We start from the raw sequence: 21023 nt of genomic DNA on the forward strand, positions 1-21023 counted from the left end.
GCGCGGCTGGCCAAGGCGCAGGCCGACGGCCGGCTCGGCGAGGAGCGGCACCGCCCGGGCGGCTGCCCCCCGGCTGAGCGTCGACCGGCGCGGGCACCGGCGTCGCGGCACCGGGTCGGCGCGGCGGCACGGCCCACGGCGCCGCGACCAGCCGCCGCGTCCGGCACCGCTGATGACGCCGCGCCAGCACTGGTTCAGGCCACGCCCAGCTGCCGCTCGGCCGCCTCGACCGTCTGCTCCAGCAGCGTGGCGATCGTCATCGGGCCGACCCCGCCGGGCACCGGGGTGATCAGCGAGGCCCGCTCGACGGCCGAGTCGAAGTCGACGTCGCCGACGTTGCCCGCGTTGTACCCGGCGTCGACCACCACGGCGCCGGGCTTGACGTCCTGCCCCCGGATCAGCCGCGGGCGGCCCACGGCGGCCACCACGATGTCCGCCTCCCGGACGGCCGCGGACAGGTCCTCGGTGCGCGAGTGGCAGTACGTCACCGTGGCGTCCCGGGCGAGCAGCAGCATGCCGGCCGGCTTGCCGAGGATCGCGCTGCGCCCGACGACCACGGCCCGCTTGCCGGCCGGGTCGACGCCGTAGGCGTCGAGCAACCGCATGATCCCGCCCGGTGTGCAGGACACGAAGCCCGGCAGGCCGAAGCTCATCGCCGCGAAGGAGGCGAAGGTGACGCCGTCGACGTCCTTCTCCGGCGCGATCGCCTCGAACGCGGCCCGCTCGTCGACGTGGTCGCCGACCGGGTGCTGGAGCAGGATGCCGTGCACCCCGGGGTCGGCGGACAGGGCCGCGAGCGTGCCGACGAGGTCCTCGGTGGCCGTGGCGGCGGGCAGCGCCACGTGCCGGGAGGCGATGTTGGCGGTGCGGCAGCGGTTCTGCTTCATCCGGACGTACGTGACGGACGCGGGGTCCTCGCCCACCAGCACCGTCGCCAGGCAGGGGGTGACGCCGGTGCGGTCGGTGAGACGGGCGGCGCGCCGCGCGGTGTCCTCGACGACGCGCCGGGCGAGCGCGGTGCCGTCCATGAGCCGGGCCTGAGACATGGTCCACTCCTGGGTCGATCGACGGATCGCCCAGGCGCGCGGCATCTACTCTGCGTGGACCGCTCCCCGGTGGTACTCCACCTCAGCGCCAGTCACGGCCCCGGATCAGCGTAACCGAAGCGCGCCGGCCCTTCGCCCCCAACGCCGTTATTGCTCGTCCCACGCCTGGATCAGGGTCTGCTCGGTGATCTTGCCGTCACGCAGCCTGATCATCGACTCCGACAGGACCCGGATCCCGTCCGCGTACTCGCAGGACTCGCTGAAGGCCGCGCGGTCGCCCTGGACGACGCAGTCCTCCAGCTTGTGCGTCATGTCCCGGCTGTAGACGTCGTCGAGCATGGCGCTGATCTCGTCGCGGCCGTGCAGCACCCGTGGGTGGCTGGGCTGCGCGTTGTGGTCCACGACGCGCAGTTCGGCGTCGTCGGCGTAGAGCGACAGGAGGGTGTTCGGATTGCCTTCTATGCCCCGGCGCAGCGTCTCGGCGTCGAAGGCGGGACTGGCCGCAGTACCCATCGTGACCTCCTTCGAAGGGCCGCGGCCCACGGGGGACCCGGACCGCGGAGGGCCTCTCCTACGAGATTCCTCCGTCCGGTCGGCCCCGGCAAGCGGGCGGCGACTGCGCCTGACGGGTGAGGGCGCTGGGCCGACCGTGTCCGGCGGGGGGCGGCGCGCGTTGCTGGAGGCATGATCTCAACACGTCGTATCGTCGCCGCCGTTGGTCTCGCGGCAGCCGTCACCGGTCTCGCCGCCCCGTCGGCGGCCGCGGCCGGGGCGGACAGCCGCGGCGCCGGCGGGTTCAGCCCGATGGCCACGCTCGACTCGCTGACCGTGAGCGACATCCCCGAGGAGCACAAGGAGGAGTTCCCGCGGCCGTCCGCCCAGCTGACCCAGCTGAAGCGGCTGAACGACCTCAACCAGCTCAACCAGGTCACCGGCCTCGTCGCCCCGGTCACCGGACTGCTCCCCGCCGTCCACTGAGCCCGCTCGCCGCCGGCCGGGCCCGCCGGACCCGTCAGCCGGCCGCGGCCAGGAACTGGGTGGCCGCCAGCTCCGCGTACAGCGGGTCGGCGGTCACGAGTTCGCGGTGGGTGCCCACCGCGCGGACCTTGCCCGCGTCCATCACCACGATCCGGTCGGCCATCGTCACGGTGGACAGCCGGTGCGCGACGACCAGCACGGTGGTGGCCCGGGCCACGTCGGCGACGGTGTCCCGCAGCGCCGCCTCGTTGACCGCGTCCAGCTGCGAGGTGGCCTCGTCGAGCAGCAGCAGTCTCGGGCGGCGCAGCAGCGCGCGGGCGATGGCCACCCGCTGGCGCTCCCCGCCCGACAGCTTGGTGCCGCGATGCCCCACCAGCGTGTCGAGCCCCTGCGGCAGCCGCGCGACCAGTCCGTCCAGCCGGGTCGTCTTCAGCACCCGCGCCAGCGCGTCGTCGCCCGCCTCCGGATTGCCCAGCAGCAGGTTGTCGCGCAGCGAGCCGGACAGCACCGGCGCGTCCTGCTCGACGTAGCCGATGGCCGAGCGCAGCAGCGGCAGTTCCCACTCGGTGAGCTCCCGGCCGTCCAGCGTGATCACGCCCGACTCGGGGTCGTAGAACCGCTCGATGAGCGAGAAGACGGTCGTCTTGCCCGCGCCGGACGGGCCGACGAACGCCGTCATGCCCTGCGCGGGCACCTCGAAGGTCACGCCGTGGTGGACGTACGGCAGGTCCTCGGCGTAGCGGAAGCGGACGTCCTCGAAGGCGAGCGCCGCGGGGCGGGCGTCGGCCGCCGGCAACGAGGCGGCGGACCCGGCGGGTTCGGCGGGCAGCCGCAGCGCCTCCTGGATCCGGGTCAGGGCCGCGGCCCCCGTCTGGTACTGCGTCACGGCACCGACGACCTGCTGGATCGGTGCCATGAGGTAGAAGACGTACAGCAGGAAGGCGACCAGGGTGCCGACGTCGACGGCGCCGGTCGCGACCCGCGCGCCGCCCACCGCGAGCACCGTGATGAAGGCGATCTGCATCGCCAGCCCGGCCGTGTTGCCCGCGGCCGCCGACCACTTGGCGGCGCGCACGCTCTGCCGCCACGACTCCTCCGCCGCGGCGTGCAGGGTCCGCTCCTCGCGGTGCTCCGCGCCGGACGCCTTCACCGTGCGCAGCGCGCCCAGCACCCGCTCCAGCGAGGCGCCCATCACACCGACCGCGTCCTGCGCCCGCCGGCTGGCCTTGTTGATGCGCGGCACGATGAAACCGAGGACGGTGCCCGCGCCGAGCACCACGGCGAGCGTGACGCCGAGCAGCACCGGATCGACCAGGCCCATCATCACCACGGTCGCGACCAGCGTGAGCCCGCCGGTGCCGAGCCCGACCAGGGAGTCGGTGGTGACCTCGCGCAGCAGGGTGGTGTCCGAGGTGATCCGGGCCATCAGGTCGCCGGGCTCGCTGCGGTCCACCGCGGATATCCGCAGGCGCAGCAGGTACGACGACAGGGTGCGCCGCGCGCCGAGCACCACCGACTCCGCGGTGCGCCGCAGCACGTACGCGCCCAGCGCGCCCAGCGCGGCGTTCGCCACGACCAGGGCCGACATCGCGAGCAACGCGCCCGTGATGGACCGGTCCCGGGCCAGGTCGTCGATCAACTCCCGTGCCACCAGCGGCAGCAGCAGCCCGGTGGCCCCGGTGACCAGCGAGAGCACCGCCCCGGCGAACAGGGCCCAGCGATGGGGGCGTACGTAGCCCAGGAGCATGCGCCACGGGGGCTGGGCGGTCTCCGTCTGTGCGTTGCTCACGCTGCTCCTTCACGAGTCCGGCGGATGGTCAGAGACTACGGGGGAGCACTGACAGCGGGCCCCGGGGTTCCGCCACGGGCCCGGTCCGGCCCGTGCGCGGCCGGGGCCGGTGACCCGGACGACCGGGGCGGGGCGGCGCGGACCTCGTCGTGCGGCGTGCCGCGGGCGCGGCCCCCGCTCGGGGCGGAACACCGGTTTCCGTACGGATGGCGGGCGTCCGAGCCCGTTCGGGAGGGAGCGGATGGCGGGCGTCCGAGCCCGTTCGGGAGGGAGCGGATGGCGGGGCGTCCGAACCCGTCCGCGACGGAGCGGAAGGCGGGCGTCCCAACCCGTCCGGGACGGAAAGGCGGCCGCGCCCACCTCGGACGGCCCCGTGCGCCGTCCCCTTACCGATCAGTCACGCTAGGGTCGGGGGCGGGACGGACACCGGCAGACGGAAGGGTTCAGCACAATGGCGCAGGAAGTACGCGGCGTGATCGCACCGGGGCGCGACGAGCCGGTGCGGGTCGAGACGATCGTCGTGCCGGACCCCGGGCCGGGGGAGGCCGTGGTGCGGGTGCAGGCGTGCGGGGTCTGCCACACCGACCTGCATTACAAGCAGGGCGGCATCAACGACGAGTTCCCCTTCCTGCTCGGCCACGAGGCCGCCGGGGTGGTCGAGACCGTCGGCGACGGCGTCACCGAGGTGGCCCCCGGTGACTTCGTGATCCTCAACTGGCGTGCCGTGTGCGGCCGGTGCCGGGCCTGTCTGCGCGGCCGCCCCTGGTACTGCTTCGACACCCACAACGCCGGGCAGAAGATGACCCTCGCCGGCACCGGCCAGGAGCTGTCCCCGGCGCTGGGCATCGGCGCGTTCGCGGAGAAGACGCTGGTCGCGGCCGGTCAGTGCACCAAGGTGGACCCGGCCGTCTCCCCGGCGGTCGCCGGACTGCTGGGCTGCGGGGTGATGGCCGGCATCGGGGCCGCGATCAACACGGGCGGCGTGGGCCGCGGCGACACCGTCGCCGTGTTCGGCTGCGGCGGCGTCGGTGACGCGGCCGTCGCCGGGTCGAAGCTGGCCGGGGCGGCGCGGATCATCGCGGTCGACATCGACGACCGCAAGCTGGAGACCGCCCGCACGATGGGCGCCACTCACACCGTCAACTCGGCCACGACCGATCCGGTCGCGGCGATCCGCGAACTGACCGGCGGGTTCGGCGCCGACGTCGTCATCGACGCGGTCGGCCGCCCGGCGACCTACGAGCAGGCCTTCTACGCCCGGGACCTGGCCGGCACGGTCGTCCTGGTCGGCGTGCCCACCCCGGAGATGAAGCTCGAACTGCCGCTGCTCGACGTCTTCGGGCGCGGCGGCGCGCTGAAGTCCTCGTGGTACGGCGACTGCCTGCCGTCCCGTGACTTCCCCATGCTGATCGACCTGCACCTGCAGGGGCGGCTGGACCTGGACGCGTTCGTGACCGAGACGATCGAGCTCACCGAGGTGGAGAAGGCGTTCGAGCGGATGCACCGCGGCGACGTGCTGCGTTCGGTGGTGGTGCTGTGATGACCGCCCGCATCGAACGCCTCGTCACCTCCGGCCGGTTCACCCTCGACGGCGGCACCTGGGACGTCGACAACAACGTGTGGCTGGTCGGCGACGACCACGAGGTCGTCGTCATCGACGCCGCCCACGACGCCGACGCGATCATGGCGGCGGTCGGGGACCGCCGGCTGACGGCCATCGTGTGCACGCACGCCCACAACGACCACATCAACGCCGCGCCCGCGCTCGCCGAGCGCACCGGAGCCGTCATCTGGCTGCACCACGACGACCTGCCGCTGTGGAAGCAGACCCACCCGGACCTCGACCCCGGCGCCGGGCTGCTGGACGGCCAGGTCATCGAGGTGGCCGGCGCCGACCTGCGGGTGCTGCACACACCGGGCCACGCCCCCGGCGCGGTCTGCCTGTACGACCCGGGACTCGGCGTGGTCTTCACCGGCGACACCCTCTTCCAGGGCGGTCCCGGCGCGACCGGCCGCTCCTTCTCGCACTTCCCGACGATCATCGACTCCATCCGCGACCGGCTGCTCACCCTCCCGCCGGGGACCAAGGTCCTCACCGGTCACGGCGACCCGACGACCATCGGGGCGGAGGCCCCGCACCTCCAGGAGTGGATCGCGCGAGGCTACTGAGGCCCGGGGCCACTGAAGCCCGTGGGCCGCTGAAACTGGATGCGAACCCCAGTACGATCACTGGGTATGACCTCGAACTCGCTCGTCACCCTGCACGACGTGCCCGTGCTGTACTGCGCCCCCGAGGGGCCGCTGCTCGACGGTGAGGGCGCGGCGCTCGATCTGATCGGCGACGCGCTCGGGCAGGGCGCCGAACTCGTCGCCGTGCCCGTCGAGCGGGTCGCCGATGCCTTCTTCCGGCTGCGCTCGGGCGTCGCCGGCGCCGTGACGCAGAAGTTCGTGAACTACCGGCTGCGCCTCGCGATCGTCGGGGACGTCTCGCACCACGTCGAGAAGAGCACCGCGCTGCGCGACCTCCTGCGTGAGGCGGACCGCGGCGGCTCCCTGTGGTTCGTGCCGGACCGGGACGGACTGGAGGCCAGGCTGGCGCCCGGCCGGTGAGCCGCCCGAACGGCGGAGCGGCCGGCCGGGAAAGGTGACAGAGGATGTCCGGCTTTCGCGGAAGGCTCCTTCCCGGAAGCAGCCACACGGGAGGTCGGACATGTCACAGCCGCTCAAGGGCAAGGTCGCGCTGGTCGCCGGGGCGACGCGCGGAGCGGGCCGCGGGATCGCCGTGGAACTCGGCGCGGCCGGCGCCACCGTCTACGTCACCGGCCGCAGCACCCGCGCCCGCCGCTCCGAGTACGACCGTCCCGAGACGATCGAGGACACCGCCGACCTGGTCGGCGAGGCCGGCGGCCACGGCATCGCCGTACCCACCGATCACCTCGACCCGGCGCAGGTGCGCGCCCTGGTCGACCGCGTCGCCGACGAACAGGGCCGCCTCGACGTGCTGGTCAACGACATCTGGGGCGGCGAGAAGCTGTTCGAGTGGGACACGCCCGTCTGGGAGCACGACCTCGACAACGGCCTGCGGCTGCTGCGCCTCGCGATCGAGACCCACGCCGTCACCAGCCACCACGCCCTGCCCCTGCTGCTGCGCCGCCCCGGCGGCCTGGTCGTGGAGATGACCGACGGCACGGCCGACTACAACCGCGACACCTACCGGGTGAACTTCCTCTACGACCTCGCCAAGGCCGCCGTCCTGCGCATGGCCTTCTCCCTGGGCCACGAACTGGGCCCGCGCGGCGCCACCGCCGTGGCCCTGACGCCCGGCTGGCTGCGCTCGGAGATGATGCTCGAACACTACGGCGTGCGCGAGGACAACTGGCGGGACGCCCTCGGGCAGGTCCCGCACTTCGCCATCTCGGAGACCCCGCGCTACGTCGGCCGCGCCGTCGCGGCCCTCGCCGCCGACCCCGCGGTCCCCCGTTTCAACGGCCGGTCCCTCTCCAGCGGCGGCCTCGCCCGGGAGTACGGCTTCACCGACCTCGACGGCAGCCGGCCCGACGCCTGGCGCTACCTCGTGGAGGTCCAGGATGCGGGCAGGCCGGCCGGCACGACCGGCTACCGGTGACCCTGCGCAGAGTGAATGTCACCGTTCCGTCGCGATCGCACCGCTGCCACAACCGAGCGGCCCCCGCGCCTGTCTAGCTGGCAGAGACCGCGCGGCAGACGCGCATTCCCTGCGAGAGACGAGGCAGTCCATGGGGGAGACACGCAGACGGGCGACCGTCGTCCTGGGAACCGCCGCCCTGGTGGCGCCGCTCACGCTCGCGCTGGGCGCCGGCCCGGCGCAGGCGGCGAGCTGCACCACGCAGACCGGGCCGTACCAGAAGCAGGTGGAGAAGTTTCTGGGCCGCCCGGTCGACGGCCGGCAGTCCGCCACCGACTGCAAGGCGATCCAGGCGTTCCAGACCAAGCACGGCATCACGCCGGCCATCGGGTACGCGGGCCCCGTCACCTGGGGCGTGATGGACCTGATGAACAAGCAGAAGGCCGTTGGCAAGAACCCGAACAAGGCCGGCGCGTGCCCGGTCGACAAGGGCCGTATCGCCTGTGTGAACCTCACGCTCCAGCTGAGCTGGATCCAGGACGGCAAGAAGCTCGTCCACGGCCCCGTCCCGGTCCGCACCGGCAAGAACGGCTACGAGACCCGCACCGGCCTGAAGAAGGTCTACTGGCGCAACATCGACCACGTGTCGACCCTCTACAACGTGCCGATGCCCTACTCCCAGTTCTTCGACGGCGGCCAGGCCTTCCACTCCGTCGGCGTCAGCATGTGGAACCCGCCGGGCTCGCACGGCTGCGTCAACATGACCAGGACCGACGCCAAGAAGTACTGGTCGCTGCTGAAGACCGGCGACGACGTCTACGTCTACGGGCGCAAGCCGGGCACCTGACGGGACCGGCCCGCGGGGAGCGGTCAGCCCTCCGGCGCGTCGTCGAGGTCCGGGATCCCCGTCGTATCCCGCCCTGCCGCGCGGACTCGTGCGCGACGATGCCCGGCAGGGTGCGGCGGGCCGCCACCCAGGCGTTCACGGACGGCGGCGAGCGGGTGACCACCACCGTCCCGAAGTCGTCCGCCGCAATGTGGTGGCTGCCCCCGTGGCCGTTGGGGAGGCGGGCGTCGGGTACGGCAACGGCGGACAGTCCGCGGGCCGCGGGAAGAGGGCCGCGGGACGCCCCCGGCCCCCGTCCGGCGGTGGACCGCCGGACGGGGGCGGGCGCCGGGCGCGGCGGACACCCGAACCGCGCGGCCGGTTCGGCGACGAGGACGTGATCAGGGACACGGACCGATATGCCCGATTGATTCCCGATGGCTCACATCGCCTTCACGTCCGGCGCCGTATGCTTCACGGCATGTCCACCAGTGTTGAAACCGCAACCGAGCGATCGGCCGCGGAGGTCAACGAGGAGATCCGGGCGCTGTGGCGCCGGGCGGGCGGGACACTGAGCACCGAGCAGCGCGAGCGGTACCAGCGCCTCGTCATGGAGTGGGCCGCCGCGACGCCGCATCCGGCGCGGGCCGCCTGACCCGCACACGGCGGGCCCGGTGCCTTCGGCCCCCGGACCTCTCCGTCAACCCCACGTGGCCGAGTAGCGGCGCTGGTAGGCCTTGCGGTCCTGTTCCGTACGGATCCACCGCGTGGCCGCCAGCGCCGTCAGACTGCCTCCGACGACCAGGAGCCCGGGCCCGACGATCCGCGGGTCCGTCAGCCGGGCCAGCAGCCGCCTGCCCGCCTCACCCGGGACCGGGACCGGCGCACCCGGCGCCGCGTCCGGGGGTGCGACCGCGTTCTGGGTGCCCGAGGACGCCGGCGGGACGCCCTGCCCGGTCTGCGGGGCCGACGTGATCAGCTGGACGCCGAGCGCGGACAGCGCCCGCGGCAGCGGCTGGAAGAAGGTCGTCCCGCCCGTGCGGCAGTCGCCGCTGCCGCCCGAGGTCACGCCCAGCGCGATGCCCTCGGAGAACAGCGGACCGCCGCTGTCCCCGGGTTCGGCGCACACGTTCGTCTCGATGAGACCGGAGACCGTGCCCTCCGGGTAGTTCACCGTGGCGTCGAGCGCGGTCACCTCCCCGTCCCGCAGCCCGCTGCTGCTGCCGCTGCGGAACACCCGCTGCCCTACGGCCGCCTCACCGACCCCCGTGATCCGCACCCCCTGCCCGTCACCGATGGCCACCACGTCCGCCCCGTCGCCCGCCCGGCCCGTGGCGTACCGCACCAGCGAGTAGTCGTCGCCGGGGAAGCTGCCGGCCACCGTCCGGCCCACCGGCCGGCCGCCCCGGCCGTCCGCGAACCAGACCGAGCCGTCCGGCCCGCAGTGCCCGGCGGTGAGGATGTAGTCGGCCGTCCCGTCCGTGACGTTGAACCCCGCCGAGCACCGCCCGGCCGTGGAGAGGATGGGCAGGGCGCCGTTGACGCGGGTGGTGAAGGTGCCCTCGGTGCGCTCCGTGCGGACGAAACCGCCGATGCCGTCCGCGAGGTCGGTCAGCTCGGACCAGTCGGCGGCGGAGACGGTGCTGTCCCCGCGGACCACCACCTCGTTCGACCGGTAGTCCACCACCCACGCCGTGCCCGGCACCCGCGGTGCCGCGCGCAGCTGCCGCGTGGCGGAGCCGAGTTCGCGCAGGCTGTGCCGCACCAGCTTCGCCGTCGCGCCCGCCGCGCGGACCTCGGTGGCCGCCTCGGCGTCGGTGACCGCGACGACCGGCCGCCCGTCGTCGTCGATCCAGCTGCCCGCCGTCCGCGCGGCGCCGAGCCGTCCGACCAGGCCCGCGCCGGTGTCCTCGGCGAGCAGGCGCGGAGCGGCGGCGGGGGGTTCGCTCGCGACCGCCTGGGTGACCATGGCCGCCCCGAGGACGATCCCGCCGACCGACGCCAGCCGGGTCACTCGCCGGGCGATCCGTCGTCGTGCGTGCCTCATGCCTGGCTCCCGAACCCCGAACACGCGGCGCGACCGCACGCGGCGGCCGCGGGGCGCCCGGGTCGTCGAGCACCCCCCGTTCATACGTGCCGGGGCCCGGCGGCGTTCATCCCCGGGGGCCGGCTCAGTTCTTGCGGGCCACCCCGCCGAACATGGCGACCTCCTCCGGCTCCGCGTCGCCGGCCTCCTCGGACCGCCAGCGCGAGCACGACACGACACCCGGCTGGAGCAGTTCCAGCCCGTCGAAGAAGCGGCTCACGGCCTCGGGGGTGCGCTGGGTCAGCTTGGGAGTGCCGTGCTCGTTCCAGAACTTCACCGCCTCGTCCACGTCCGGCATCGCCGGCGAGGTGATGGTGTGCGACAGCACCAGGTGGCTGCCCGGCGGGAGGGCGTCCATCAGCCGGCGCACCACGCCGTACGGGTCCTCGTCGTCGTCGAGGAAGATGACGACGCCCAGCAGGATCAGCGCCACGGGCTGCGTGAAGTCCAGGCTCTTCGCGGCGTGTTCGAGGATCGCGTCGACATTGCGCAGGTCCTCGTCCAGGTAGTCGGTGCGGCCCTCCGGCGTGCTGGTCAGCAGCGCGCGGGCGTGCGCGAGGACGAGCGGGTCGTTGTCGACGTACACGATCCGGGCCTCGGGGGCCAGCCGCTGGGCGACCTCGTGCGTGTTGTCGGCGGTGGGCAGGCCGGTGCCGATGTCCAGGAACTGGCGGATGCCGGCGTCGGCGACCAGGTGCCGCACGGCGCGGCCCAGGAACAGGCGGTCGGCGCGGGCGTACTCGCCGATGCCAGGGTGCAGCTGGCGGATCTGGTCGCCGGCCGCCCGGTCGACCTCGTAGTTGTCCTTGCCGCCGAGCCAGTAGTTCCAGATCCGGGCCGTGTGCGGCTGGGACGTGTTGATGCGCTCGCGCAGCGCCTGGGCCACGCCGTCCGCGGCTGGCGGGTTCTCGGTCACGGGATCAGCTCCTGGGGGTGCCTGGTGCCGGGGCGTGAAGAGGCCCCGGCGGTGTCAAGACGCAATCTAGACCGACGAGATGATCTTTGCCGGGCCTTGGGTGTTTTCGGTGTGCGGCCCGTGGCCGTCCCCGGTGCCCGGCCGGTGCGCGGCCGCCTATCGTGTGCCCATGACCAGGAGAACGCACGGCACGGCCGGGGAACCGAACCCGTTGCGCGCACTGGACCTCGACCGGCTGCGGCGCCGTACCAGCATGAAGTGGCGCACCTATCCCGACGACGTGCTGCCGCTGTGGGTGGCGGAGATGGACGTGCCGCTCGCCGAGCCCGTCGTCCGCGCGCTCACCGACGCGCTCGCGCTCGGCGACACCGGCTATCCGGCGGGGACCGCCTATGCCGAGGCGCTGGCCGCCTTCGCCGAGAAGCGGTGGGGCTGGACCGGAGTCGACGTGGGCCGCACCGCGATCGTGCCCGACGTGATGCTCGGCGTGGTCGAGATGCTCCGGCTGGTGACCGGTCCGGGGGACGCGGTGGTGGTCAACCCGCCCGTGTATCCACCGTTCTTCCCGTTCGTCGCGCACCTGGACCGCCGGGTGCTCGGCGCCCCGCTGGGCGCGGCGGGGCGGATCGACCTCGCGGTCCTGGAGGAGTCCTTCCAGCAGGCCGTGGCGGGCGGGCGCCGGGCGGCGTACCTGCTGTGCAGCCCGCACAACCCGACCGGAACCGTGCACACCGCCGAGGAGCTGACGGCGGTCGCCCGCCTCGCCGGGGAGTACGGCGTGCGCGTCGTCGCCGACGAGATCCACGCCCCGCTGGTCGTCGGCGACACGGAGTTCGTGCCGTATCTCAGCGTGCCGGGCGGGGAGGACGGCCTGTCGCTGATGTCGGCCTCCAAGGCCTGGAACCTGGCCGGCCTCAAGGCGGCCCTCGCCGTCGCGGGTCCCGGATCCGCCGCCGACCTGGCCCTGCTGCCGGAGGAGGTCGGCCACGGCCCCAGCCACCTCGGCGCCGTCGCCCACACCGCCGCCCTGCGCGACGGGACCGCCTGGCTGGACGCCCTGCTGGCCGGCCTGGACGACAACCGGCGCCTGCTCGCCCGGCTGCTGGCCGAGCAGCTGCCCGGCGTCCGCTACCGCCCCGGCGACGCCACCTACCTGGCCTGGCTGGACTGCCGCGCGCTGGGCCTCGGCGACGACCCGGCCGACGTCTTCCTGCACCGGGGCCGGGTGGCCCTGAACCGCGGCCTGCCCTTCGGGACCGGCGGCGCGGGGCACGTACGGCTGAACCTGGCCACGTCACCCGAGATCCTCACGGACGGCGTGCGGCGGATGGCCGCCGCGCTGCGGTGAGCCGCCTGCCTACACTTCCCGGCATGGACGCCACCTCGCCGGACCGGCTCGGAGCCGGCAAGTACCTGCTGATCACGAGTTACCGCAAGGACGGCACCCCGGTGCCGACGCCCGTCTGGGTGGTCGCCGACGGGGACGCGCTCGGTGTCTGGACGGCCGCCGACTCCTGGAAGGTCAAGCGCATCCGGCGCCGTCCCGACGTCCTCGTCGGCCCCTGCGACGTGCGCGGCAGGCCGACCGGCGCGCAGGTCCCGGCCACCGCCGAGATCGCCGACGCGGCGACCACGGCACGCTACCGGCGCCTCGTCGCCCGCAAGTACGGCATCACGGGCCGCCTCACCCTGCTCGGCAGCCGGCTGCGGCGCGGCCTGGACGGCACGGTCGGGATCCGGGTGACCCCCGCCGGCTGACGGCGTGGCCCGCCGGGCCGCACCGCTCAGGTCCAGGCGCGGTACGGCTCGTCGAGCAGCTGGAACACCGGCTCGCCGCGCACCGGGTCCTTGGCCGTGGACAGCCGCACCCGGTCGCCGCTGTGGATGCCGATCGGCGGGCCCATCACCCGGCCCCGCACCACGAACCCCTCGGCCATCTCGATCAGGGACACATTGCGCGCGGCGGGCGTGTTGCGGTGCACGACCGTCGTGTGGCGAACGGTGCCGGTGCCCTCGCTGCGCTCCGTGCGCAGGTCGCTGCCCTGGCAGACCGGGCACAGCAGCCGGTGGTACATGGCGGTGCCGCACCAGGTGCAGCGCTGGTAGAGCAGGGCCTCCGGCTCGGCGGGCCGATGGTCCAGGACGCCCGCGGCGGAGCCGGCTGCCCGCTGAGCGACGCTTCCTGAGTAGTGGTACACGCTGGTCAACTCCCTGCACTCGGCCGGAAACCCGCGTGCGCGACACCGGCGCACGCCTGTGCGCGGCTCACCGTGACCGTGCCACCGTGCACGGCCTCAGCGTATGGCACTCAGTGCCGCCAGTAAAGGTACTCCGTACCGCCGGATTCCCGCGGTTCAGTCACGGCCCAGGGTGGTCTCGATCTCCTGCACCACCCGCCACAGCGGGGCGCCGCGCCGGGAGACGACGACCACCACGTCCTCCGGCCGCTCGTCCACCGGGGGGCGGGGCCCGCCGTCGAACGCGGCCCGCACCAGGTCCAGGGCGTGGTCCACCGTCGCGGTCGGCTCGCCCGTGCCGTCCGAGCGCAGCCACGAGCGCAGCGCGTTGTTGTGCGCCGCGACCACGGCGGCCGCGATCACATCGGCCCGCAGGACGCCGTCGCGCCGGCCCGCGAAACGCCCGCGCAGGTACCCGGCGAGGGCGCGCTCGTAGCGCCACACCACCGACAGTTCGTACGCCCGCAGTCCCGGGACCTTCTTGGTGAGCCGGTAGCGCTGCACGGAGAAGCCCGGGTTCTCGGCGTACATCAGCAGCACCAGCCGGGCCGCGTCACAGACCCGCCCGACCGGCTCGTCGTCCCCGTCGCCGGCCGCGAGGAAGGCCGTCATGTCGGCCAGGCACCGCTCGTGGTCGGGGAAGACCACGTCCTCCTTGGACGGGAAGTAGCGGAAGAACGACCGCCGTCCGACCCCCGCGAGGGCCACGATGTCGTCCACGGTGGTCTCTTCGTAGCCCCGTTCCAGGAACAGCCGGAAGGCCGCCGCGACCAGGGCCTCCCGCATGGGCGGTTTCGCGCTCATGCACGGAACGTAACACCTGCGCAGGCCCGATGGCACTCAGTGCTCTGCCCGGAGGGAACTCGGTTCCCTGAGCGGCACAGGGCAGGCCCCATGACGCGGCCGTCCGCGGCTACGCCTCGCCGTCACCCGCCTCGCCGGAGCCCTCGGGCTCCGACAGCCGGGCCACCGCCGTGGCCACCTGGCGCTGCACCGCGTCGGGCAGCGGTTCGCCGCGCACGGCGGTGACCAGGTCCTGGGCGAGGCGGTGGAGCTTGGTGTTGGTGTTCTGCGACACCGCCACCAGAACGTGCCACGCGTCCTGCGGACTCAGTCCGAACGTGGCCATCAGCACCCCGCGGGCCAGGTCGATGGTGGGCCTGGTCTGCATGGCCCGGCGCAGCTGTACGACCTCCACGCCCAGTTCCGGGTCGGCACCGCCGGTCTCGGGGGTGAACAGCGACAGGGTGTCCGTGAGGGTGAGGAGCCGCTCGGTCGCCGGACTGGGGGCCTGGATCGTCACCGTCTTCTCCTCCGTCAGTGCCTCTTCCCGGACGGCGAGCAGGACGTTCAGCACCGAGCAGTCGCAGAAGGTCACGGCCCGCAAGTCGAGGTCGACGCCGTCCGTGGCGGATCTGAGCGCCTGGCGCAGGACGGTGCGCAGGTCGTCGGCGGCCTGCAGATCCACCTCCCCGCCCACGCTCACGACCGGACGCGCGCCGTCGGGCCGCGTGGCGATCGACAGCGACCGCGGCCGTACGGCCGCGGGGGTTGCGGGCTGCGTGGAGTACGCAGGCTCCGGCATGGCCGACACTCCTTCGAAACACCTGCCTGCCGTCTGCACCAGAGTCGTCCTCGCGGCGGGATACGTCAAGGGATACATGAAATGTAGTTCGCGTTTTTGAATGCGGGAAACCCGGGTCCTATGATGGGGGCCATGGGTGGAGTTCCTGAACCGCACACCGGATGGACCTTCCTCACCAATCACGCCCGGGTGCTGGCCGCCATCGCCGATGACCACAACGCCCGCGTACGCGACATCGCGGCGCACTGCCGGCTCACCGAGCGAGCCGTGCAGAAGATCATCGTCGACCTGGAGCAGGCCGGCTATCTCTCCCACCGGCGTGAGGGGCGGGGCAACACGTATCGCATCGAACCGGCGAAGGTGCTGCGGCACCCGGCCGAGGCGGGGCTGACCGTGGCCTCGCTGCTGGCCGTGCTCGCCCGCGACGAGGCGCACCGCGGCCGGGAGACCGCGGAGGCCGGGGCGGCGGCCGGTGAGGCCTGAGACCGGCGTCCGCTGCCGCCGTCGTCCGTCACCCGGTCGCCGCTGACGCGGGATCCGTCGCGTCGTCCGGCACGCGGATGTCCACCACGCAGACGTCGTCCCGCCGTTCCTCCTCCAGCAGGGCCGCGAGCAGCGGCCCCAGTGAGCCGGGTTCGTCGGTGTGGTCGGTGAGCAGGGCCCGGGAGAGCCGTTCCAGGCCGCGGTCGATGCCCTCCGAGGGCCGCTCCACCAGCCCGTCCGTGTAGAGCAGCAGCCGGTCGCCGGGCTCCAGCCGGCACTCCACTTCCTCGAAGACCGGTGTGGTGCTGGCCCCGAGCAGCATCCCGCCGGGCCGGCCGAGCCGCCGCACCTCGCCGGCGCGCAGCAGCAGCGGCGGGAGATGGCCGGCCTGGGCCCACACCAGGCGCCGCTCGTCCGGCCGGTAGTGGGCCAGCACCATGGTCGCCGTGCCGTGCGGGCCGTGGGAGTGCAGCAGCAGCGTGTTGAGCCGGCTGAGGGCGCCGGTGAGCGAGGAGCCCGTGAGGACCATGCCCTTGGCGGAGAACCGCAGCTGGGCCATGGTGGCCACGGCGTCCATGCCGTGACCGGCCACGTCGCCGACCACGAACAGGGCGGTGCCGTCGGGCAGTTCGATGGCGCTGTACCAGTCGCCGCCGACGTGGATCCCGGACTGCGCGGGCAGGTACGCCACCTCCACCCGCAGCCCGGCCAGCCGCAGCGGCTTGTCCGGCAGCGGCAGCAGCGCGTGCTGGAGCCGGGCGGCCAGCGCCCGTTCGTTCCGGAGCGCCCCGCGCTCGGTGAGGACGGCCCGTTCGCTCTCCACCAGGGCGAGCTCGGCGCTGCGCTGGGCCGTGAGGTCCTGCACGACTCCGTGCACCTCGACCGGCCTGCCGTGCAGGTCGGCCACCGCCTCCGCGACGACCCGCAGATGGCGCACCCCGCGCGCGGTGCGGATCCGGAACGGCACGTCGGCCGGCCGCCCCTCGTGCACGAGCGCCTCGACGGCGCGGGTCAGCAGCGGCGCGTCCTCCGGCACGGTGAGGCCGGGCAGCCCGGACAGCCGCACCGGGCCGTGCGCGGGGTCGCGGTCCAGGACGGTGAAGACCTGCGCGGACCAGGTGACGTCGTGGGTGAGCAGGTTCCAGCTGGCCCAGCCGAGGTTGCCCAGCCGCTGCACCTCCGCCAGCCGCTGCTCCTGCCGTTCCGCGGGGTCGTGCCGGACCCAGCTGATGACGAGTCCGTCGCCCAGCCGGGCCACCCGCACCGAGTACGTGGACAGTTCGGTGACCCCGGCCCCCACGTCCTGCTGCGCGAACGGCTCGCCCTCATAGGGCTTCCCGGCGTTCATCACGTCCAGGCACCGCTGCCACAGCGACTCGTCCGCGACCGGCGGCCAGCACTCCAGGATCCGCAGCCCCAGCAGCCGGCGGCCGGTCCGGCCGACGACGTCGGTCGCCTCCGCGGTGGCCGCGTCGATGCGGTAGTCCTCGATCTCCCCGGACGGGGCGCGCACCGGGGTGAGCAGCATCGCCGCGCCGGGCAGCGTGTCGAACACGGCCTGTACGGCGTCGGCGGAGCCGTCGGTGGCGGGCTCCGGCCGGGCGTCGAAGGCGCGCAGCCGGCCCGCGCACAACCGCACCACGGCCCGCAGGTACTCACGGGTGCGCGGCGTGAAGGGGCCGGGGCGGGTCCGCAGGACGCCGATGGAGACCTCGGCGGTGCCGTCGGTCACCACCGGCAGCCACGCGCGCGACCGCCAGCGCTCGGGGGGATCGCCGATGAGCAGGAACCGCTTCCGGTCCGCCGCGAGGTCCTCCAGCCAGCACGCCGTGCGGGTGCGCAGCGACTCCAGCGCGGCGATGCCGCTCAGCGGCGGCACCTGGCGCCACTGGGCGGCCAGGATGGAGCCGACGCCCGCGTGCCCGATCAGTTCCAGGCCGTCGGCCGGGAGCCGGGCGAAGATCAGGACGGCGTCGGCGTCGGCGGTCTCCGCGAGGTGCGCCAGCAGGCAGCCGGCCAGTTCGTGCGGGGTGTGGACGGCGGCGAGCGCCTTGCCCAGCCGCCCCAGGGCGGCGGACGCCTCGTCGGCCGGCTCCCGCGCGGGAGCCGGTACGGCCGCCGGGGCGCTCCGGCCGGGCGCCGGGCCGGCCTCGCCCGGGGAGCCGCCGCCGAGGGTGAGCCGGCACTCCTCGATCAGCGTGCGGTCGCCGGCCCTGGCCCGGCTCAGCAGTTCCTCGTGCGCCGCGTCCGCGGAGCAGCCGGTGAGCGCCATGACCACGCCCTTGGCCCGCTCCAGCACGGCGGAGGCCGCCGCCGGCTCCCGCAGCCGGTCCAGCCCGCCGGATCGCCCGGCCGCGGCTCCGGCCGGTGTGACCGTGCCGGACCCGGTGCCGTTCTCCGCGGGGATCGCGGGGTCGCTCGTCACCCGTCGAGCATCGCACAGGGACCCCCCTGCGGGCGCAAGGTCACCGGGAGCCGATACACCCGAAAGTGCAAGCCGGGGCGCGCCCCGGCCCCGAAGCGGTATAACCCGTCGTGGGCGGCCCGTACGGCTTCCGACTGTGCGTCGCGGGCGGGCCCGTGCGGCTTCCGGCACCCCCGTCACGGCCGGCCCGCACCACTGCCGTCAGCGCCCCGCGCCGTGCTCCGCGAGCGCGTCGGCCACCGCGCGTACGCTGCGCGCGATGTGCTGGAGTTGCAGCACCTCGGCGGCGTACAGCTTGATCGTGTGCTCGATGACCGACTCCGGCATGCCGAGCCGCGGCAGGTCGGCGCGGGCGGTCTGCAGGGCGGTGCGGACGATCCGGATCTCCTGCTGGACCTGGAGCTGCGCGTGCCGGGCGAGCAGCACGGGGTGGCGGATGAACGCCGGGTAGCCGGCGTACCGGGCCGGTACCAGCTCGCGCAGCCACTTGGCCGCCGACCGCTCCCAGTCGTAGCTGCCGGGGGTCTTGACCTGGCACGGCCAGTCCGGGCGGGTGCGCGTGGACGTCAGAGGCATGATCATCGCTTCCGGTGTGCTGCGGTGCGGCGTGGTGCCGCGGTGGCGGGTCCGCGGATGTGGGGCGGCCCCGGCCTAGGGGATGACCGGGACCGCCCCTACCGAACACCGGATCGCCGACGTGGGTAGGGGACATCGGCGTCGGGTGTCCGTGCGGGCGCCCCGGAGAGCAGGCCGGGTACCGAGCGGACGGCCGGCTCTCCTCGGGCGGGTGCGGATCCGCGAGCAGTATTTATATATGCCGATGGCTTTGCAAGACGTATGAAAACATTCATGTGCGCTTTGAAAATGAAAGGTCCTTGCGTAAAGGTCGCCGGGTCAGGAGCGGGGGATCAGCCCCGGAGGAAGAACTGATGCTGGTCGGAGACCTGCTCGTAGGCCTCCAGCCGGGCCTGGGTGCGTTCCGGATCGGCGTCGGTCATGGCCTGGAGCAGCGCGGCCGCCACCAGGCCGGGCGCGGCGTAGGAGTCGAAGACCAGCCGCGAGCCGGTGCCGGTGGCGAAGGTGACGTCGGCCTCGTCGGCGACCGGACCGAGCGCCAGGTCGGTGATGAGGGCCACCCGCAGGCCGGCGCCGCGCGCCAGCCGGACCGCGGCGAGGGTCTCCTGGGCGTGCCGGGGCAGCGAGAACGCCAGCACCCACGTGCCGCCCGCCTCACGGGACTGCAGCAGCGCGTCGTAGGCGACGCTGCCGCCCAGCGTCACCAGCCGGACGTCGGGGTGGATGCGGCGCGCGGCGTACGCGAAGTACTCGGCGAGCGAGGCGGAGATCCGCAGGCCCAGCACGGTCAGCGGGGCGGACGCCGACAGCTGCCGGCCGGTCTCGATGAGCCGGTCGGGATCGGCGAAGTCCCGGCGCAGGTTCTCCAGGTTATCGATCTCGGCGTCCACCGCCGACTGCAACTCGTTGCCGCGGTCCTCCTCCGCGGCCGCGGGGCCGCCGGCCAGCGCGCCGAGGGCGATGGCCTGAAGCCGTTCCCGTAGCGCGGGGTAACCGGTGAAGCCGACCGCGCCGGCGAAACGCGTCACCGACGGCTGGCTGACCCCGACCCGGTCGGCCAGGTCGGTGATCGACAGGAACGCCGCCTCGGTGATGTGTTCGATCAGGTACTGGGCGATGCGCCGCTGCCCCGGTGACAGCCGGGGCTGGTCGAAAAGCGCCCTGAGCTGGGAAGTCGGGGCGGCCTCCGCCTCCGGCACGGTCTTCCCCGAGGTGATCGCGGATGCCTGTGCGCGTGCCTGCTGCGGCGATGGCACCGGTGCGCCTCCTTTGCTTCCCACGGAGCTTCAACATAGCTCACGCAGTGTGGCCGCCCGGGGCGACCGGAGGGCTCGGGGAGACGGGGGAGCGCAGATCCGAGGGCGGGGCGGTGCGGAGGCGGGTGGCGGTGCGGGAACGGGTCGACGGCTTCGTCACCGCGGGGGCGCGCGGCCGGGAGGGGGGCGCTACGCCGCCGCCTCCCCATTCCCGCCGGCCTTCGCGTCCCGCCCGCGCGGCTGACGGTCCGCACCGAGGCCCGCACGACCCTGATCGGCGACGCGGCGGGCGACGCCCACGGCGGACCGGAGCCGACGCTGGAACCGTGCGGCGGACCGGCGCCCGGGGGGTGTCCCGCCCGCTCCACGAGACGCCCCTCGGGGGCTGTCCTAGTCGACGGTCACCACCAGGTCCGCGCGGTCCCGTGTCGCCGCCACCAGTTCGGCGTTGCGCTGGTCCGTCCCCAGCACCCACGCCCTGGCCTCCTCGTGGCCCTTGCCGAACTCCTCGTGCCGGGCCACGAGGCGGCGGACCCGCTCCGGCTCGGGCAGCTCGCAGAACCACACCTCGTCCAGCCGCGGCCGGACGCGCGCCCACGCGCCCGTGTCGAGCAGCAGGTAGTTGCCCTCCGTCACGACCAGCCGGGCGTCCGGCGGGACCGGGATCGCACCCGCGAGCGGCTGCTCCAGGACGCGCTCGAAGCCCGGCGCGTACACCACGTCGTCGCCGTCCTCGCGCAGCCGGCGCAGCAGGGCCGCGTACCCGGCCGCGTCGAAGGTGTCCGGCGCGCCCTTGCGCTCGCGCCGGCCCAGCCGGTCCAGTTCCGCGTCGGCGAGGTGGAAACCGTCCATCGGGACATGCGCCACCCATGGCCGGCCGGTGCCGTTGAGCTCCCGGACCAGGCGCTCGGCGAGGGTCGTCTTGCCCGAGCCGGGGCTTCCGGCGACACCGAGGACGGCCCGGCGGCCGTCCACCGGGAGGGCGCGGGCGCGGGCGAGGAGATCGTCGAAGGTCACCGGCACACCGCAGAGTGTGTCATCCGGGGACGGGCGCCGGAGGACGGGCGCCGGGGGACGGGCGCCCGAAACCGGGCTTCGGAGGTCGGGCGCCGGGGCCGGGTGTCGGGGGCCGGGGCAGGGCGTCGGCCCACGGGCGGTGGGGGCGGGCCGCGCGGCGACGGCCTTACGACAGGTGGCTGCGCGACGGGCCGGCCGA

22 protein-coding genes, 1 pseudogene and 1 riboswitch are annotated in these 21023 nt (G+C 74.1%); of the genes and pseudogenes, 10 read left to right on the forward strand and 13 right to left on the reverse strand.

Features of this window, described 5'->3' with window-relative positions; translation table 11 throughout:
• Window positions 1-194: 194 nt before the first annotated feature.
• Window positions 195-1046: a bifunctional 5,10-methylenetetrahydrofolate dehydrogenase/5,10-methenyltetrahydrofolate cyclohydrolase gene (locus tag ACFF45_RS21200; protein ID WP_381347997.1), complete on the reverse strand. Its 852-nt coding sequence runs from the start codon at window positions 1044-1046 to the stop codon at window positions 195-197.
• Between the two features lie 21 nt (window positions 1047-1067).
• Window positions 1068-1152, reverse strand: a riboswitch (ZMP/ZTP riboswitch).
• A gap of 41 nt (window positions 1153-1193) precedes the next feature.
• Window positions 1194-1559: a nuclear transport factor 2 family protein gene (locus ACFF45_RS21205; protein ID WP_381347998.1), complete on the reverse strand. Its 366-nt coding sequence runs from the start codon at window positions 1557-1559 to the stop codon at window positions 1194-1196.
• Between the two features lie 171 nt (window positions 1560-1730).
• Here ACFF45_RS21205 and ACFF45_RS21210 point away from each other — a divergent pair, with 171 nt between their 5' ends.
• A complete protein-coding gene (locus ACFF45_RS21210; protein ID WP_381347999.1) occupies window positions 1731-2024 on the forward strand; it encodes a hypothetical protein in 294 nt (97 codons plus the stop codon).
• A 34-nt stretch (window positions 2025-2058) separates the two neighbouring features.
• On the opposite strand, the gene ACFF45_RS21215 is transcribed toward ACFF45_RS21210, so the two are convergent.
• A complete protein-coding gene (locus ACFF45_RS21215; protein ID WP_381348050.1) occupies window positions 2059-3771 on the reverse strand; it encodes an ABC transporter ATP-binding protein in 1713 nt (570 codons plus the stop codon).
• A 493-nt stretch (window positions 3772-4264) separates the two neighbouring features.
• On the opposite strand from ACFF45_RS21215, the gene ACFF45_RS21220 reads away from it, so the two are divergent.
• The 5 genes from ACFF45_RS21220 to ACFF45_RS21240 all read left to right on the forward strand — a co-directional run bounded on the left by ACFF45_RS21220 (window position 4265) and on the right by ACFF45_RS21240 (window position 8264).
• Window positions 4265-5353, forward strand: a complete 1089-nt coding sequence (locus ACFF45_RS21220) for an S-(hydroxymethyl)mycothiol dehydrogenase (protein ID WP_381348000.1) — start codon at window positions 4265-4267, stop codon at window positions 5351-5353.
• Window positions 5353-5982: an MBL fold metallo-hydrolase gene (locus ACFF45_RS21225; protein WP_381348001.1), complete on the forward strand. Its 630-nt coding sequence runs from the start codon at window positions 5353-5355 to the stop codon at window positions 5980-5982. Before ACFF45_RS21220 ends, ACFF45_RS21225 begins: the two co-directional genes overlap by 1 nt.
• Before the next feature lie 66 nt (window positions 5983-6048).
• Window positions 6049-6423 carry a DUF4180 domain-containing protein gene (locus tag ACFF45_RS21230; RefSeq protein ID WP_381348002.1) on the forward strand — a complete coding sequence of 125 codons (375 nt, stop codon included), beginning with the start codon at window positions 6049-6051 and terminating at the stop codon, window positions 6421-6423.
• 100 nt (window positions 6424-6523) lie between these two features.
• On the forward strand, window positions 6524-7438 hold the full coding sequence (locus ACFF45_RS21235) for an SDR family oxidoreductase (RefSeq protein ID WP_381348003.1): 915 nt from the start codon (window positions 6524-6526) through the stop codon (window positions 7436-7438).
• A 130-nt stretch (window positions 7439-7568) separates the two neighbouring features.
• Window positions 7569-8264, forward strand: a complete 696-nt coding sequence (locus ACFF45_RS21240; protein ID WP_381348004.1) for a L,D-transpeptidase — start codon at window positions 7569-7571, stop codon at window positions 8262-8264.
• A gap of 23 nt (window positions 8265-8287) precedes the next feature.
• Here the strand turns inward: ACFF45_RS21240 and ACFF45_RS21245 are convergent.
• Window positions 8288-8484 (reverse strand): annotated as a pseudogene (locus tag ACFF45_RS21245) (gfo/Idh/MocA family oxidoreductase); the annotation flags it as partial.
• Between the two features lie 228 nt (window positions 8485-8712).
• Between ACFF45_RS21245 and ACFF45_RS21250 the strand changes: the two are divergent.
• Window positions 8713-8898, forward strand: coding sequence for a hypothetical protein (locus ACFF45_RS21250; protein WP_381348005.1), 186 nt, complete (start codon window positions 8713-8715; stop codon window positions 8896-8898).
• A gap of 45 nt (window positions 8899-8943) precedes the next feature.
• Here the strand turns inward: ACFF45_RS21250 and ACFF45_RS21255 are convergent, their stop codons facing one another.
• Together ACFF45_RS21255 and ACFF45_RS21260 are read right to left on the reverse strand one after the other, a co-directional pair.
• Window positions 8944-10290 carry a S1 family peptidase gene (locus ACFF45_RS21255; RefSeq protein ID WP_381348006.1) on the reverse strand — a complete coding sequence of 449 codons (1347 nt, stop codon included), beginning with the start codon at window positions 10288-10290 and terminating at the stop codon, window positions 8944-8946.
• Window positions 10291-10414: 124 nt separating this feature from the next.
• Window positions 10415-11245: an SAM-dependent methyltransferase gene (locus ACFF45_RS21260; RefSeq protein WP_381348007.1), complete on the reverse strand. Its 831-nt coding sequence runs from the start codon at window positions 11243-11245 to the stop codon at window positions 10415-10417.
• Window positions 11246-11414: 169 nt separating this feature from the next.
• Between ACFF45_RS21260 and ACFF45_RS21265 the strand changes: the two genes are divergently transcribed.
• Together ACFF45_RS21265 and ACFF45_RS21270 are read left to right on the forward strand one after the other, a co-directional pair.
• Window positions 11415-12593: a MalY/PatB family protein gene (locus ACFF45_RS21265; protein WP_381348008.1), complete on the forward strand. Its 1179-nt coding sequence runs from the start codon at window positions 11415-11417 to the stop codon at window positions 12591-12593.
• Window positions 12594-12616: 23 nt separating this feature from the next.
• Window positions 12617-13003, forward strand: a complete 387-nt coding sequence (locus ACFF45_RS21270; RefSeq protein WP_381348009.1) for a PPOX class F420-dependent oxidoreductase — start codon at window positions 12617-12619, stop codon at window positions 13001-13003.
• A gap of 26 nt (window positions 13004-13029) precedes the next feature.
• Here ACFF45_RS21270 and ACFF45_RS21275 read toward each other — a convergent pair whose 3' ends face one another.
• From ACFF45_RS21275 to ACFF45_RS21285, 3 genes are all read right to left on the reverse strand, one after another.
• Window positions 13030-13443, reverse strand: a complete 414-nt coding sequence (locus ACFF45_RS21275; protein WP_381348051.1) for a Zn-ribbon domain-containing OB-fold protein — start codon at window positions 13441-13443, stop codon at window positions 13030-13032.
• A 156-nt stretch (window positions 13444-13599) separates the two neighbouring features.
• Entirely contained in the window at window positions 13600-14268 is a 669-nt protein-coding gene (locus ACFF45_RS21280; RefSeq protein WP_381348052.1) for a TetR family transcriptional regulator, read from the reverse strand.
• 127 nt (window positions 14269-14395) lie between these two features.
• Window positions 14396-15067, reverse strand: a complete 672-nt coding sequence (locus ACFF45_RS21285; RefSeq protein ID WP_381348010.1) for an ANTAR domain-containing protein — start codon at window positions 15065-15067, stop codon at window positions 14396-14398.
• 132 nt (window positions 15068-15199) lie between these two features.
• Here ACFF45_RS21285 and ACFF45_RS21290 point away from each other — a divergent pair, with 132 nt between their 5' ends.
• The gene (locus ACFF45_RS21290; RefSeq protein ID WP_381348011.1) at window positions 15200-15550 is read left to right on the forward strand and encodes a MarR family transcriptional regulator; all 351 of its coding nucleotides are present in this window, start codon (window positions 15200-15202) and stop codon (window positions 15548-15550) included.
• A 28-nt stretch (window positions 15551-15578) separates the two neighbouring features.
• Here the strand turns inward: ACFF45_RS21290 and ACFF45_RS21295 are convergent, their stop codons facing one another.
• The 4 genes from ACFF45_RS21295 to ACFF45_RS21310 form a co-directional block, all read right to left on the reverse strand.
• Window positions 15579-17975, reverse strand: coding sequence for a SpoIIE family protein phosphatase (locus ACFF45_RS21295; RefSeq protein WP_381348012.1), 2397 nt, complete (start codon window positions 17973-17975; stop codon window positions 15579-15581).
• Window positions 17976-18176: 201 nt separating this feature from the next.
• Window positions 18177-18557, reverse strand: coding sequence for a hypothetical protein (locus tag ACFF45_RS21300; RefSeq protein ID WP_381348013.1), 381 nt, complete (start codon window positions 18555-18557; stop codon window positions 18177-18179).
• Between the two features lie 326 nt (window positions 18558-18883).
• Window positions 18884-19807, reverse strand: a complete 924-nt coding sequence (locus ACFF45_RS21305; RefSeq protein ID WP_381348014.1) for a MurR/RpiR family transcriptional regulator — start codon at window positions 19805-19807, stop codon at window positions 18884-18886.
• Window positions 19808-20197: 390 nt separating this feature from the next.
• Window positions 20198-20830 carry a nucleoside/nucleotide kinase family protein gene (locus tag ACFF45_RS21310; protein ID WP_381348015.1) on the reverse strand — a complete coding sequence of 211 codons (633 nt, stop codon included), beginning with the start codon at window positions 20828-20830 and terminating at the stop codon, window positions 20198-20200.
• Between the last annotated feature and the right edge of the window lie 193 nt (window positions 20831-21023).

Source organism: Streptomyces cinereospinus, from assembly GCF_042430725.1.
GTDB classification, from domain to species: Bacteria; Actinomycetota; Actinomycetes; order Streptomycetales; family Streptomycetaceae; genus Streptomyces; species Streptomyces cinereospinus.

What these genes read in the sequence shown, in the direction of transcription:
- ACFF45_RS21200 (WP_381347997.1), bottom strand. Translation starts at nt 1,046, where the DNA reads ATGTCTCAGGCCCGGCTCATGGACGGCACCGCGCTCGCCCGGCGCGTC.
- ACFF45_RS21205 (WP_381347998.1), bottom strand. Translation starts at nt 1,559, where the DNA reads ATGGGTACTGCGGCCAGTCCCGCCTTCGACGCCGAGACGCTGCGCCGG.
- ACFF45_RS21210 (WP_381347999.1), top strand. Translation starts at nt 1,731, where the DNA reads ATGATCTCAACACGTCGTATCGTCGCCGCCGTTGGTCTCGCGGCAGCC.
- ACFF45_RS21215 (WP_381348050.1), bottom strand. Translation starts at nt 3,771, where the DNA reads ATGCTCCTGGGCTACGTACGCCCCCATCGCTGGGCCCTGTTCGCCGGG.
- ACFF45_RS21220 (WP_381348000.1), top strand. Translation starts at nt 4,265, where the DNA reads ATGGCGCAGGAAGTACGCGGCGTGATCGCACCGGGGCGCGACGAGCCG.
- ACFF45_RS21225 (WP_381348001.1), top strand. Translation starts at nt 5,353, where the DNA reads ATGACCGCCCGCATCGAACGCCTCGTCACCTCCGGCCGGTTCACCCTC.
- ACFF45_RS21230 (WP_381348002.1), top strand. Translation starts at nt 6,049, where the DNA reads ATGACCTCGAACTCGCTCGTCACCCTGCACGACGTGCCCGTGCTGTAC.
- ACFF45_RS21235 (WP_381348003.1), top strand. Translation starts at nt 6,524, where the DNA reads ATGTCACAGCCGCTCAAGGGCAAGGTCGCGCTGGTCGCCGGGGCGACG.
- ACFF45_RS21240 (WP_381348004.1), top strand. Translation starts at nt 7,569, where the DNA reads ATGGGGGAGACACGCAGACGGGCGACCGTCGTCCTGGGAACCGCCGCC.
- ACFF45_RS21250 (WP_381348005.1), top strand. Translation starts at nt 8,713, where the DNA reads ATGCTTCACGGCATGTCCACCAGTGTTGAAACCGCAACCGAGCGATCG.
- ACFF45_RS21255 (WP_381348006.1), bottom strand. Translation starts at nt 10,290, where the DNA reads ATGAGGCACGCACGACGACGGATCGCCCGGCGAGTGACCCGGCTGGCG.
- ACFF45_RS21265 (WP_381348008.1), top strand. Translation starts at nt 11,415, where the DNA reads ATGACCAGGAGAACGCACGGCACGGCCGGGGAACCGAACCCGTTGCGC.
- ACFF45_RS21270 (WP_381348009.1), top strand. Translation starts at nt 12,617, where the DNA reads ATGGACGCCACCTCGCCGGACCGGCTCGGAGCCGGCAAGTACCTGCTG.
- ACFF45_RS21280 (WP_381348052.1), bottom strand. Translation starts at nt 14,268, where the DNA reads ATGCGGGAGGCCCTGGTCGCGGCGGCCTTCCGGCTGTTCCTGGAACGG.
- ACFF45_RS21285 (WP_381348010.1), bottom strand. Translation starts at nt 15,067, where the DNA reads ATGCCGGAGCCTGCGTACTCCACGCAGCCCGCAACCCCCGCGGCCGTA.
- ACFF45_RS21290 (WP_381348011.1), top strand. Translation starts at nt 15,200, where the DNA reads ATGGGTGGAGTTCCTGAACCGCACACCGGATGGACCTTCCTCACCAAT.
- ACFF45_RS21300 (WP_381348013.1), bottom strand. Translation starts at nt 18,557, where the DNA reads ATGATCATGCCTCTGACGTCCACGCGCACCCGCCCGGACTGGCCGTGC.